The following is a 12449-nucleotide window of genomic DNA, read 5'->3' as shown; positions in this document are numbered from 1 at the left end:
AGCACCGGTCCGGCTTTAGCGTCCAAGATGCCATGTCTGTCGCCAACGCGCCAGCCTGCCGGCGCCTCTCCCGCGACATCGATTCACACGGCGAAAAGCACGTCGCCAGCGCCGGCGCCGCGCATGAAACGCCTCATGCCAGCGGCGGCGCTCGCGCTCGTCGAGAGGCGCGTAATAGACCCGCTCGATGGCCTCGGCCAAGGCTTGACTGGCCGCCTTAAGGTCGCGCTGACGCTGCTGAAGGTCAGCCGCCCGCCCCCTGGCCAAGCCCGGCTCATCAGGTGACGGCTCATCACCTGAAGACGCTGCCGCCAAACGCCGCAAGTGCGCTGCCGGCGATTCCCCGGGCCGCGGCGGATAGCCATGGCGGGCGAGCCAGGCCGCATCCTCGAGCAGCAGCTCGCGCAGCGTCGACGGTCGGCGCCAGCGCCTCGCTCCCGCCTGCACACCGACAACCACCAGGGCAGCGAGCATCAGCACGCCCAGCACCTCGGCGCCCAGGCGCAGGGCCCCGGCGCCACTCGAGGCCAGCGATGAAATCCGCTCCTTCAGCGCCTTGAACGACTGCCAGGGCGTCTCCAGCGCCTGCAGCAACTGCGACAGCAGGGCCTCACGGTCGCGACTCTCATAGCCCACGACCTGGAGTTGCCAGCGATACTCGAGCCGCTCCCAGGCAAGCCTGGCCCGATTCACCCAGGCGACATCGCGAAAGCGCAGCGGCGATAGGCCGGCATCGGCCAGGAAGGCCTGGCTTCCGGCACTCAGGGCGGCCGTGCCCTGTTCGATGCGCTCAGGGGCGATCACCGCGGTGGGGTCCAGCCGGCGCCAGGCGCCGTCATGCCAGACCTCGACCCAGGCGTGGGCATCGTAATCCCGCACCGTCAGGTGGCCGTCCGGATGGCGCTCGCCGCCCTGAAAGCCGGCGACTACCCGCGCGGGGATGCCCACCGCCCGCGCCAGCACCGCGGTGGCCGAGGCATAGTGAGAGCAGTAGCCGGCCTGGCTATCGAACAGGAAGTCATCGACGCGATGCTCACCCGCTAGACGCGGCGGCTCGAGGGTATAGCGATAGGGTGCCTCGCCGAAGCGCGCCATGACGGCGGCCATATAGGCCTCGGGGTCGCCTTCGGCGTCTTGCCATAGCCGCTTCGCCAGCGCCAGGGTGCGCGGGTTGCGCCCACGGGGCAGCAGCGTATGCCAGGCACGGCCGGCCGGGGAGGCAAAAGCCGGCGCCTCGCCGCTACTTGCAAGGCTCATCAGGCCCCGCGAGGAAAGCGCGGCCACGCCCTCGAAGGTGCCATCACCCAAAAAGCGCTGTCGTTCAGGGCTTGCCAGCGGCGTCCCCAGCGAGGGGCGCCAGGGCCGGCTGTCCGGCTCCAGCAGGAATTCCGTCCGGTAGCGAGACGAACCGCCTGACGTCGAGCCTGAGCCGGTCACGCCGCCGGATCGATCGGTGGCCGCACTTGTAAACGTATCCGCCGCAAAGGGGTTGCGCCGCGCGGTCTTGGCGAAGTCGCTGAGCGGTCGCTCCAGCATCGCGGCCAGGGCTTCCGGCGTCTCCCGCGACCAGCGCTCACCGTCGAAATGCGAAAGGGTATAAACCCGCCAGTAGCGCTCGGCCGGCGCCGGCACCGGGCCGGCGAAACTGACCCGAAAGGCCCGGGCATCGCTTCTAGACAGCTTGGCGATATCGCCGGGGGCCATGCTGTCGGAGAGCCCCGTCGAGGCGCGCTCGAGCGTCGGCAGACTCCACAGCGGCCCGAGCCGCGGCATGACGATGAAGAGCGCCACCATCAGCGGCGCCGACAGGCCCAGTAGCCAGGCGGTCTCACGCCAGGCGACACGGTTGGGACGCGCCTGCGCGCCGCCCGACAACATCACCAGCGAGTGCACCAGCCAGGTCGCCGCCGCCACCGCGCCCAGCGCCATGAAGATGCTCTGGTCATGCAGGAAGCTCGCCGTCAGCACCACGAAGCCAATACCGACCACCACCCGCGCATCACGCCGGGTACGGGTCTCCAGAAGCTTCAGCAAGTAGATGCCAATCAAGACCCCGAGCAGCGCCTCGAGATCGCCAAAGCCACCGTATTGGGCCCACAGCGCCACGCAAAGCAACGCAATCGCCGCCAGGCGCAGGGTCACGCTGGCTCGCGGGGCCCGCGCAATGAGCTGACGATGACGACGCCAGGCCACCAGCGCGGCCACCGCCAGCAACCACAGCGGCATGAAGGGCAGATGCATGATCAGCACCAGACACTGGCCGATGAACAGCCGGCGCAGCATGGCTGCCGACAGGCTCTCGCCATCGGCCAGCAGGACGGGCGTGGCTGATTCGCTCATGCGCCCTCCTGCCGTGCATCGCCGGCCGTCACACCTGTCGCAGGAGCGAACGCGCCATTGGCAGAGGCACTGTCGTCCACAGCGTCGTCTAAACCGTCATGGACAGTGCCTGTCGATTCGCTGCCTGGGAGAGAAAAGCGCGCCAGAGCGCTAAGCGCGCGGCGACGCTGGACGGAGCCGCTGGCTGGCGGCAGCGTCAGGCCGGGCAGTCGCAGGCCGAAGGGCTCGCCGCGGCCATGGTAGGCGTTCACCTGATAGCAGAGCCAAGACAGGCGCGTTTCCACATCGCCGGTCACCGCCGCGTAATCGAGCCAGGTAGGCGCCACCGGAGGCTCGCTGAAGTGCTTGGTGGCCAGCACCCCGGTGCGGCTCCACTGCTTCCAGGCCAGCCGCGAGGGAGCATCCCCGGGCACATAGCGCTTGAGGCCGGCGAACTCCTGGGTATCGCGCGGCGTTTTCGGCGTCGCCGATGGGGGCGACGACTCATCCAGCGGGCGAGACGCCGCCATGGCGGGATCGCGGCTCGACCAGGGGCGGGGATAGACCAGCAGCGTCTCTGGGCTCTCGACCCAGGCCAAGGCCCGCACCAGTCCCAGCGGCCAGTCGCTTTCCAGGCGTAGCCGTGGCAGTGGCTGGTCACCTCGCAAAGTGACCGGCCAGCCAATGGTCAGGCTAGCCTCACCATCGACGAGATCGGCCACCGCACAACGACCCTCACGTTCCGAGCGGCGAGTCCTGCTGCGTCCGGCACGCCGCCCCAGACGCCGCCCCAGGCATACCGCCAGCGCCTGGCGGTCCCGGGAGGCGGCGAGGGTCACGCGCAGTCGCGCCTCGTCGCCGGCGAAGGCCTCGCCTTCAGGGGTGATCGTTACACGCACGCCCAGCAGATTCCGCCAGCCGCGCACCAATGCCACCAGGGCGATGGCGAGCAACCAGAACGCCAGGCCATAGGCCAGATTGTTCTGATAGTTGGTGCCGAACAGAAACAGGATCACGATCAGGCCCGCCCAGGCCAGCCCGAAGCCGGTCGGCACCACGAACAGCCGGTGCTGAGAGAGCGGCGTCTCGGTAGCGGTTGAGCGCCGCGACCAGCTCCAGGCACGCAGCCTGGCCCAGCCGCGAGTCAGTGGCCCGGCCAAGGGAGCGCCCCGCTTGGACATTGGCTAGCCCAGCACCGGCACGGCGGCGAGCAGCTCGCGCGCCACCCGTTCATCGGCCTCGCGGTCGCCGCTGCTCAAGCGGTGGGCGACCACCGGCACCCATACCGCCTGGATATCCTCCGGCAGGACATGATCGCGGCCTTCGAGCAGCGCCCAGCCCCGGCCGGCCTGGAGCAGCGCCAGCACACCGCGGGTGGAAAGCCCCCAGGGCAGGTCGCGATGACTGCGGCTGGCCGACGCCAGCGCCTGCACGTAGTCGAGCAAGGGGTCGGCGACATGCAGGCTTGCCAGGCGCGACTGCATGTCTCGCAAGGTCGTGGCATCGAGCAATACCGGCAAGTCATCGAGACGCGAGCGCCCGGCTTCGCCGCGCAGAATCTCGCGCTCGGCCTGGCGGTCGGGGTAGCCAAGCGACAGGCGCATCAGGAAGCGGTCGAGCTGGGATTCCGGCAGCGGAAAGGTACCCGCCTGATCCTGGGGGTTCTGGGTGGCGATCACGAAGAACGGATCCGGCAGCGCTCGCGTCTCGCCCTCGACGGTCACCTGCCCTTCCTCCATGGCCTCGAGCAATGCGCTCTGGGTCTTGGGCGTGGCACGGTTCACCTCGTCGGCCAGCACCAGGCCATGAAAGACCGGCCCGGGATGAAAATGAAAGCGCCCCTGCCCCGGGTCGAATACCGATACGCCGAGCACGTCGGCGGGCAGCAGGTCGCTGGTGAACTGCAGCCGCTGCATATCGAGCCCGGTCACCCGGGCCAGCGCCTGGGCCAGGGTGGTCTTGCCAAGCCCAGGCAGGTCCTCGATCAGCAGGTGGCCGCGACACAGCAGGCAGCACAGTGCGAGCCGTACCTCTCGCGGCTTGCCGCGCACCACCGTCGACAGCGTCGCCATGACCTCATTGAAGCTTGCCTGACGCTGCGCGAGCTGATTCATGCCGCCTCCTCGAGCCAGCCACCCGCATGCAGCATGCCCAAGGCGCAGCGGGTATCCGGCGTGGCGGTATCCAGGGCCAGCGCCTGCTTGAGCGGCATCCAGCGCACTGAATCGACTTCCTCGGGCTGCAGGCAGAGCGGCCCATCGTAATCGACCAGATAGACACTGCCGTAGATATGGTTACCGCCTTCTGAATAGCGAAAACCGCCACAGGGGCGAAGTGGCTGGCCGCGAATGCCAAGCTCTTCGGCGAGTTCGCGGCGGGCGGCCAGGTGCACTGCCTCGCCGGCGCCGACGACACCACCGGCGGCCAAGTCGTCGCCGCCGGGGAAGACCTCCTTGATCAGGGTGCGACGCTGCACGCAGATCTCGCCCTGGGCGTTGCGCACCACGATATAGGTGGCCCGATGCCAGAAGTGGAAGCGACGCATCAGCGCCCGGGGGGCACTGCCACAGGGGCGATTGCGGGCATCGACCAGCTGAATATGTTCATCGGCGATCACCGGCGTCGGCAGCGTGGAATCATCGGCGGTCATCGGGCTCTCCCTATCGGATCAGCCCTGTAGCCTAACCAGTCCACCGGGCCGGGGCCAGCCTGGCGACGTTTGACCGATCACCGCTCGCTGACCATGCTCAAAAGACCAAGAGGTTGAGTCCTATCGTCAGCGCCTGCCTCGAGATGCCGCCTGGAGCCCACCGCCATGGCCGATAGCGCCCCACGCGAACACGTCGCTACCCATGAGGTCATCAATCAGCCGCCCGTTCCCGGCGATGAGGACTGGCTGGCCGACGATATACCGCTGCGCGAAGCGCTGGCGCGAGAGGCCCCCGCCTGGGTCACCGACAGGCTGGCTCCGCTCGGCCGAGCGGTGGGCAGCCAGCGGCTACAGGCGCTGGGCGAGGCCGCCAACCAGCACCCGCCGAGCCTGCGGCTCTTCGATCGATACGGGCGGCGGTTGGATGAGGTCGAGTATCACCCCGCCTACCATGCGCTGATGCATGAAGCCTTCGACCCCGGCTGGCAGGCCGTGGCCTGGCAGGAGGAAGGCCGCGGCGGCCATCAGGCCCATGTCGCCGCCCTCTACCTGCTGACCCAGGCCGAGCCCGGCATCTGCTGCCCGCTGACCATGACCCATGCCGCCATGCCGGTGCTGCGCCAAGATGAGAGGCTGCTGGCGCACTGGGGGTCGCGGCTGCTGGCCTGGGGCTACGATCCCCGCCCCTGCCCAAGCGATGAAAAAGCCACGGTGACGCTGGGCATGGCGATGACCGAGAAACAGGGCGGCAGCGACGTGCGGGCCAACACCACAAGCGCGCAGATAGACGCGGACGGCGCCTGGCTGACCGGCCACAAGTGGTTCTGCAGCGCGCCGATGTCGGATGCCTTTTTGACCCTGGCGCAGACTGCGGACGGCCTCGGCTGCTTTCTGGTGCCGCGCTTTCTTCCCGATGGCCATCGCAACCCCATCGAGATTCAGCGCCTGAAAAACAAGTGCGGCAACCGCGCCAACGCCTCTGCGGAGATCGAGTATCGCCACGCCTGGGCCACGCCCATCGGCGCACCGGGCCGCGGCATCGCTACCATCCTGGAGATGGTCCAGCAGACCCGCCTCGACGCCGCCGTGGCCCCGGTGGGCATGATGCGCCAGGCTCTGCGCGAGGCCTGGCGCCATGCCCGCCATCGCCATGCCTTCGGCAAGCCGTTGGCCGAGCAGCCCCTGATGCAGATGGTGATCGCCGACCTGGCGCTGGAAGTCGAGGCCGGCGTGGTTCTTGGCCTAGGTGCCGCCCGTGCCTTAGACGGCGCCGCCAATGGCGACGCGCACGCCCGTGCCCTGGCACGCCTGCTACCGACACTGGCCAAGTACTGGCACAACAAGCGCGGGCCCGGCTTCATGGCCGAGGCCATGGAGTGCCTGGGCGGCATCGGCTATGTAGAGGAATTGCCGCTGGCAAGGCTTTATCGGGAGGCTCCGGTGAACTCGATCTGGGAGGGCTCGGGCAACGTCATCTGCCTGGACGTGCTGCGAGTGATGGCCCGCCACCCGGAAAGCATCGAGGCGCTGATGGGCGAGCTCCAGGCGGCGCGTGGCCAGCAGGCCGACTTCGACCGCGCCCTGGCCGAGCTCGACCGGACGCTGACCCTGCCCGAGGAGAGCCTGATGCTGCGCGCTCGATGGCTGGCCCAGCGCATGGCTCAGGCCCTGCAGGCGGCCCTGCTGCTGCGCCACGCGCCCGCAGCGGTGTCGGAGACTTTCTGCCGATCACGGCTCGGCGAGGCACCGAGCCCGGCCTATGGTGTCCTTCCAGCGGATGCGCCCTTGGTTGCTATCCTCGAGCGAATCACGCCCTAGGCACCACGCAAGGCGCCTGCTGCCGTCCATGGATGTGGGCCAGGTCGTCGTTGGATAAGGCGGGGTGACGCGCTCAGGGCACGCTTTTGGCGGGCTTGGCGGTACGCGGCGCCCAGAAGGGATAGGCCTCGGACGCAGCGGCGTCCTGAGACCCGGGTTGGGCGTTGCCCAGGCTCGAGATCAGCACCAGCAGGTCATCGACCGGCATGGGCCTTGCCAGCGCATAGCCTTGAACATGGGTGCAGCCAAAGCGCGACAGCTGCTTCAGGCTCTCTAGCGTCTCGACGCCCTCGGCCACCACCCGGATACCGAGTCGCTGACCGAGCAAGGCCACGGCTTCGACGATGGCCGCGTCCTCAGGGTTGTCATGCAGGTGGCGCACGAACCCTCGGTCGATTTTCACTTCACTGATCGGCAACAACTGCAGGCGTGCCAGAGACGAGAAGCCAACACCGAAGTCGTCGACCGACAGTTCCATGCCCAGCAGGTGCAGCCGAGCCGCCACCTCGCTGCTGAGTAGCTCGTCATGCATGGCATCGTTTTCGGTGATTTCCACCACCAGCGACAGGCGACGCCCCAGCGACTGCTGCAGTTCATCCATCAGCGGCACGAGATCATCGTGAAGGAGTTCATTGGGGGAGACATTGATGGAAACCGATAGCTGCTGGTCTTCTACGCCCCAGAGCTGAGAATCGCGCGCCACCTGCGCCACGATGTGGCGAGTCATCAGCCGCGTTTGGTCAAGGGTCATCAGTTTGAGGAAATGGCCCGGCCAGATCAGTCCCAAGTCGGGATGCTGCCAGCGTACCAGCGCTTCGACCCCGCTGAGCGTCTGAGAGGTCAAATCGAACTGCGGCTGGTAATGAACCACCAATTCATTCTCCACCAGGGCACGAGTGATCTCCTCTCGGCCCCAGTCTCGATCACGCTGGCGGGTAGTTTCGCCCTTTGACGGCATCCCAATGGCACCGAGGCTGTCGTTCAATGCGCTCAGCTCATACGGCTTGCCCAACGAATCCAGCATGTCCAGGCCAAGGGTCTGACCTACCCGCTCGGCAATCCGCATAATCTTGGGGTCCACGGCGCTGAGCAACAGCACCGAACCGCGATAGCCGACGTCCGCCATATAACGCAGGGTATCGATTCCCTCTACCCCGTCGATTTCCAGGTCGAGGATCACTAACCGCGGCCTAAGGACGGTGAGGCATGCACGCAGGTCGGTAGGCTGGTGGTGAGTCTCGAGCCCCAAGGTACGTAACAGGGACGTCAGGTCCGCCAAAACCCCCGGATCCCTGTCGACGACGACGGCCAGTGGCGCAGTATCCAGCGGCATCAGAGCTCTCACACGATTAAGTTATCGCAGGCCAAATGAGCCTAGCTCTTAACTTATACACCCAACTGATGCGGCCCACGAGGTGAATAGCGAACAAATATCTGCGCTACCCGATGAGCACCCTGGCAGCCAACCCCAGCAAGATCACGCCGGTAACACGGTTAAGCCAGTGAGCCCGGGCCTGAAGCCAGGGCAGCACGGAAGAATGCGATAGCGCCACCGCCACCAGCACGTACCAGCCACCGTCGATGATCATCGCCGTGGCAACGATCAACGCCTTGGCCGCCGCGCTCATATCAGGGCTGACGAACTGACTCAGCAGCGCGACGAAGAACAGGATCAGCTTGGGGTTGCCAAGCGCCACCAGCACCCCGTCGCGGGCGGCCTGTACTTGGGTCGTGGCCACGCCACTGGCCTGCAGGGCTGATGCCTGGCCGGCCCGCAGCGCCTTCACCCCAAGCCAGGCGAGATAGGCGGCGCCGGCCCAGGTAATCGCCTGGAAAAGTACCGGATGGCGGGCGATCAAGGCGCCGAGCCCCCAGACAGTCAACAGCGCATAGAGCCCCACGCCCATGGCATGCGCAAGCGCGGCCGCCACGCCCGGCAGGCGACCACCGCCCAAGGTATGGCGCAACACCAGCGCGAGACTAGGCCCAGGCGACATGGCGCCCATGGCACAGACTGCCGCAAGCGACAGCCACAGGGTGAACGGCATGAGTATCTCCTTATTTCATGATTGGCTGGCCCTGAGTGTTCGCCGACCGCCCTCCTTGGCAATGCCGGTTCCTGGCAACCTTGCCCCCGCTATAGCGGAATGGCGACCCGAAGGGCGGTAGCGGAACACTATCTTAGGCGCCGGTTCCACCCCGGCCAAGACGACATTGGATACAGTCTTAACCTGCCCTTCTGACGGCGAATCAAGCGCCGAAAACGAAGGCCGACTGCACGCTGCCCATTACCTCATCCTCAAATACCTTCTTGCCAGCGGCTTCACCGCCGGCCCCTGCCACCACAAACAGCGGCAGCAGGTGCTCTTCTTCCGGGTGGGAGGCGCGCGCGCCAGGCGCTGACGCCCAATTCATAAGACGCGAAGAGCGGGCCGAGTCGGGAAGCGCCACCGTCTCAGCAAGCCAGCTATCGAAGGCGCGGGAATCCGGATCGACATCCGCACCGCCACGCCTCAATCGCGCCATGTTGTGATAGCTCATACCGCTGCCGATGATGAGCACGCCCTGGTCGCGCAGCGGCGACAAGGCGCGCCCCAACGCCAGATGCTCGGCGGGGTCGAGCCCCTTCTTCAACGATAGCTGTACCACCGGCACCTCAGCCTCGGGGAACACCAGCTTGAGCGGGATGAAGACGCCATGATCGAGCCCGCGCTGACCCTCTTCACTTGAGGAAAGCCCGGCCTCGGTCAGCCGCTTGCGCACCTCGGCAGCAAGCTCAGGGTCACCCGCCGCCGGCCAGCTCAGCCGATAGGTGTGATCGGGAAAACCGTAGTAATCGAAATAAAGCGATGGCGACGCCTGGGTATTAACGGTGAAGGTGTCAGCCTGCCAGTGCGCGGAGATCACCAAGATCGCGCGAGGCGTCTCCTCTAGCGTTTTGGTCAAGCCGCTCAACCAGGCAGCCATGCGATCCCAAAGCCCGGCCGGCTGCCAATCCATGAAGAAGCAAGGCCCGGCGCCATGGGGCAGAAACACTGTCGGCAAGGAAGTAGCAGCAGCGCGATAAGACATGGTCGAACCTCCGAGACGCGAGGGCGGCAACATTGCCGCCAGCCGGCTTTTTCAAGCCGGCGCGAAGTAGTAAGGATGAAGTAGTCGGGGGTGAAGCCCAAGATAAGGGGTCACTCAGGATGACGGCTTAGATCTTGAGGCCAAGCTTGGCATCCAGCGAGAAGCGATCACCGCCGCGCAGGAAGATACCCAAGGCCACCAGTCCCCACATCAGCGGATACTCGAGCCCCCCGTTGGTCCAGAAGAAACCGTTGGGAATATGCACGCTCAGCGCGACGCCCATCAGCACCATCACGCCCAGTGCCGCAGGGCGTGTCAGCAGACCAAGCACCAAGGCTAGACCTCCGAAGAACTCGACCAGGCCCGCCATTAGCGCAAACAGCACGCCGGGCGTCATACCGAGACTGTCGGCGAAGAACTGACCGGTCGCTTCGAGACCATAGCCGCCAAACCAGCCAAACAGCTTCTGGGCGCCGTGAGGCATCAGCAGCAAGCCCGCGGTCACGCGAATCAGCGGATAGGACAGCACCGACAGGCGCTGGAAGATCGCCGGACCGGGGGTGGCAGTGGAAACGGCGGTATCGGTATTCTGGCTCATGAGCGTGTCCTCGAATCGTCTGTGGTCGTAGCGCCTGTGACTTGCAACGTCTGGCGTTGCGATGCAAAAGCTAGTGGATCGCAACAGGCGCTTGCGCCCTGTGGATGGAAGACAGCATATTGGGGTTTCCGGTTTTTCGGGAGATAGCGGAATGGCAACGCATGGTTGATGAATTGGAAACCCTGAACAGTGTCACGCTGGGCGGCGCCATTGAGGACATCCGCGCGTTCTGTGCCGTAGTGGAGTTTGGCTCCATCTCCGCGGCGGCTCGGGAGCTCGATGAAACCAAAGGCGGCGTCAGTCGGCGCATTTCACGCCTGGAGGGCCGGCTCGGTGCAGCGCTTCTGGCCCGCACCCCGCGGGCGGTATCGGCTACCGAAGAGGGGCTCTTGTTCCATGCCAAGGCCCGGGAGGCGCTGCAGCTGTTGGGAGATGCCACCGAAAGCGCCCGCGCGTCGCGCTCGGTGCCAGAAGGCAACCTGCGCGTCACCGCACCGGTCGATATGGGCATCGACCTGTTGCCTAGCCTGGTAGTGGCCTTCCAGGAGCGCCACCCGCAGATACGCATCGAACTCTTGATGACCGATACGCCGCTGGACCTGGCCGCCAACCGCATCGACCTGGCACTGCGCGCCAGCGCCGACGACCTGCCCGATATGAACTACCGTGCCTCTGGCATCGCCGACTTCTGCATGCGCCTCTATGCGGCCCCCGGCTACCTGGAAAGGCACGGCACACCGGCAGATCCTGGCGATCTGCAGCATCACGCGCTGGCGATTCGCCGCGGCCTGGAGGGCCCCACGCCATTGGTGCTCACCGACCGACGCGGTAAGCGAAGCGAAGTCAACGTGCAGCCTCGCTTGCGTACGACCGACTACGCCAGTCTCGCCCGACTGCTGGCCGCGGGTGGGGGTGTCGGCGTGCTGCCCGACCTGATCGCTCAGCCTCTCGTCGATGAGCACAAACTAGTGCCCGTCCTGCCGGACCATAGCGTCACGCAGGCAAGGCTCTATGCCATCACGCTATCTGGGCTTCAAGCACCGGCGAGGGTGCGGGTATTTCGCGAGTTTCTGCGCGAGGCACTCACTAACGGCTGCGTCCTCTGACAGGCAAGGTGCTGGGAACATAAAAAAGGTCGAAGAAGCGGGGCACTCCTTCGACCAATCAACTGAGGCGTTCGATCTATTTCGTTAGCCACCGACCACCGCTGGCCGGAGCCGTACCGTCAGAAAGCTTCCCACTCTTCCTCGGCATGGGCCGCCGACTTGCTGCGAGCGGGCGCCTGTTGACGCGATGCTAGGCTCGACGCCGAGGGCAGCGCAGGTGCTGTTGGCTCGTCGTACTGGTGAGACGAGGCGTCATCGCCACCCAGCACGAAGGTATCGAGCAACCGCTGCAGTTGCTCGGCTTGATCGCGCATCTGGCTCGCCGTGGTGGTCGACTCCTGGACCATGGCCGCATTCTGCTGCGTCATGGTGTCCATTTCGGTAACCGCCGTATTGACCTGGCCGATACCGGTGCTCTGCTCCTTGGCGCCGGCCGAAATTTCACCGATCACGTCCGTCACCTTGGCCACGCTCTCGGCGATCTCCTGCATGGTGGTTCCCGCATTGCGCACCAGCTTGGCACCCGATTCGGTATGCGCGGCAGAGGTATCGATCAGCCCACGAATCTCCTTGGAGGCATCGCTCGAGCGCTGCGCCAGGGTGCGTACTTCTTCAGCGACCACGGCGAAGCCACGCCCGTGCTCACCGGCACGCGCGGCCTCTACCGAGGCGTTGAGGGCCAGAATATTGGTCTGGAAGGCGATCGAGTCGATCATGGTGACGATGTCGCTGACCTTGCTGGACGAGTCGTGAATATCCGCCATGGTGCGCTCGACATCCTGCATGGCCGTCTCGCCGCGGCGCGCCACTTCACCGGTGCTCAGCACCAACTGATTGGCCTGCTGGGCAGACTGGGCGCTGTGATCCACGGTAGAGGTAATCTCCT

The 12449-nt window shown here is 66.0% G+C and carries 11 protein-coding genes; 2 read left to right on the top strand and 9 right to left on the bottom strand.

Annotation, left to right across the window (positions count from 1 at the left end):
* Positions 1 to 15: 15 nt before the first annotated feature.
* Genes BLR71_RS09510 through BLR71_RS09495 form a run of 4 tightly spaced genes read right to left on the bottom strand, consistent with a single transcriptional unit; the run spans position 16 to position 4969 of the window.
* Complete coding sequence (locus tag BLR71_RS09510) at positions 16 to 2340, bottom strand: transglutaminase TgpA family protein (protein ID WP_092525473.1); 2325 nt, start codon at positions 2338 to 2340, stop codon at positions 16 to 18.
* Entirely contained in the window at positions 2337 to 3500 is a 1164-nt protein-coding gene (locus BLR71_RS09505) for a DUF58 domain-containing protein (RefSeq protein ID WP_092525471.1), read from the bottom strand. Before BLR71_RS09505 ends, BLR71_RS09510 begins: the two co-directional genes overlap by 4 nt.
* Positions 3501 to 3503: 3 nt before the next feature.
* Entirely contained in the window at positions 3504 to 4433 is a 930-nt protein-coding gene (locus BLR71_RS09500; protein WP_092525470.1) for an AAA family ATPase, read from the bottom strand.
* Complete coding sequence (locus tag BLR71_RS09495; RefSeq protein WP_092525468.1) at positions 4430 to 4969, bottom strand: NUDIX hydrolase; 540 nt, start codon at positions 4967 to 4969, stop codon at positions 4430 to 4432. The genes BLR71_RS09500 and BLR71_RS09495 overlap by 4 nt, the downstream gene beginning before the upstream one ends.
* Positions 4970 to 5134: 165 nt before the next feature.
* Here BLR71_RS09495 and BLR71_RS09490 point away from each other — a divergent pair, with 165 nt between their 5' ends.
* On the top strand, positions 5135 to 6787 hold the full coding sequence (locus tag BLR71_RS09490; protein ID WP_092525466.1) for an acyl-CoA dehydrogenase family protein: 1653 nt from the start codon (positions 5135 to 5137) through the stop codon (positions 6785 to 6787).
* 73 nt (positions 6788 to 6860) lie between these two features.
* Here BLR71_RS09490 and BLR71_RS09485 read toward each other — a convergent pair whose 3' ends face one another.
* The 4 genes from BLR71_RS09485 to BLR71_RS09470 form a co-directional block, all read right to left on the bottom strand.
* Entirely contained in the window at positions 6861 to 8120 is a 1260-nt protein-coding gene (locus BLR71_RS09485) for an EAL domain-containing response regulator (protein ID WP_092525464.1), read from the bottom strand.
* A gap of 106 nt (positions 8121 to 8226) precedes the next feature.
* Positions 8227 to 8835 (bottom strand): LysE family translocator, encoded by a 609-nt coding sequence (locus tag BLR71_RS09480; protein ID WP_092525462.1) that lies wholly within the window; start codon positions 8833 to 8835, stop codon positions 8227 to 8229.
* 202 nt (positions 8836 to 9037) lie between these two features.
* Positions 9038 to 9859: a DODA-type extradiol aromatic ring-opening family dioxygenase gene (locus BLR71_RS09475; protein WP_092525460.1), complete on the bottom strand. Its 822-nt coding sequence runs from the start codon at positions 9857 to 9859 to the stop codon at positions 9038 to 9040.
* A gap of 127 nt (positions 9860 to 9986) precedes the next feature.
* Entirely contained in the window at positions 9987 to 10457 is a 471-nt protein-coding gene (locus BLR71_RS09470; protein WP_092525458.1) for a DoxX family protein, read from the bottom strand.
* Between the two features lie 161 nt (positions 10458 to 10618).
* On the opposite strand from BLR71_RS09470, the gene BLR71_RS09465 reads away from it, so the two are divergent.
* Positions 10619 to 11563 carry a LysR family transcriptional regulator gene (locus BLR71_RS09465; protein ID WP_092525456.1) on the top strand — a complete coding sequence of 315 codons (945 nt, stop codon included), beginning with the start codon at positions 10619 to 10621 and terminating at the stop codon, positions 11561 to 11563.
* A gap of 119 nt (positions 11564 to 11682) precedes the next feature.
* Here BLR71_RS09465 and BLR71_RS09460 read toward each other — a convergent pair.
* The coding region (locus BLR71_RS09460; protein ID WP_245696402.1) for a methyl-accepting chemotaxis protein at positions 11683 to 12449 on the bottom strand (767 nt) is incomplete at its 5' end.

It is taken from the genome of Onishia taeanensis, assembly GCF_900100755.1.
Lineage (GTDB): Bacteria > Pseudomonadota > Gammaproteobacteria > Pseudomonadales > Halomonadaceae > Onishia > Onishia taeanensis.
The sequence above is the reverse complement of the archived record's forward strand: the minus strand, read 5'-3'. Positions and strand labels throughout refer to the sequence as shown.

Coding starts and splice junctions, on each gene's coding strand:
- BLR71_RS09510 (WP_092525473.1), bottom strand. CDS start 2,340: ATGAGCGAATCAGCCACGCCCGTCCTGCTGGCCGATGGCGAGAGCCTG.
- BLR71_RS09505 (WP_092525471.1), bottom strand. CDS start 3,500: ATGTCCAAGCGGGGCGCTCCCTTGGCCGGGCCACTGACTCGCGGCTGG.
- BLR71_RS09500 (WP_092525470.1), bottom strand. CDS start 4,433: ATGAATCAGCTCGCGCAGCGTCAGGCAAGCTTCAATGAGGTCATGGCG.
- BLR71_RS09495 (WP_092525468.1), bottom strand. CDS start 4,969: ATGACCGCCGATGATTCCACGCTGCCGACGCCGGTGATCGCCGATGAA.
- BLR71_RS09490 (WP_092525466.1), top strand. CDS start 5,135: ATGGCCGATAGCGCCCCACGCGAACACGTCGCTACCCATGAGGTCATC.
- BLR71_RS09485 (WP_092525464.1), bottom strand. CDS start 8,120: ATGCCGCTGGATACTGCGCCACTGGCCGTCGTCGTCGACAGGGATCCG.
- BLR71_RS09480 (WP_092525462.1), bottom strand. CDS start 8,835: ATGCCGTTCACCCTGTGGCTGTCGCTTGCGGCAGTCTGTGCCATGGGC.
- BLR71_RS09475 (WP_092525460.1), bottom strand. CDS start 9,859: ATGTCTTATCGCGCTGCTGCTACTTCCTTGCCGACAGTGTTTCTGCCC.
- BLR71_RS09470 (WP_092525458.1), bottom strand. CDS start 10,457: ATGAGCCAGAATACCGATACCGCCGTTTCCACTGCCACCCCCGGTCCG.
- BLR71_RS09465 (WP_092525456.1), top strand. CDS start 10,619: ATGGTTGATGAATTGGAAACCCTGAACAGTGTCACGCTGGGCGGCGCC.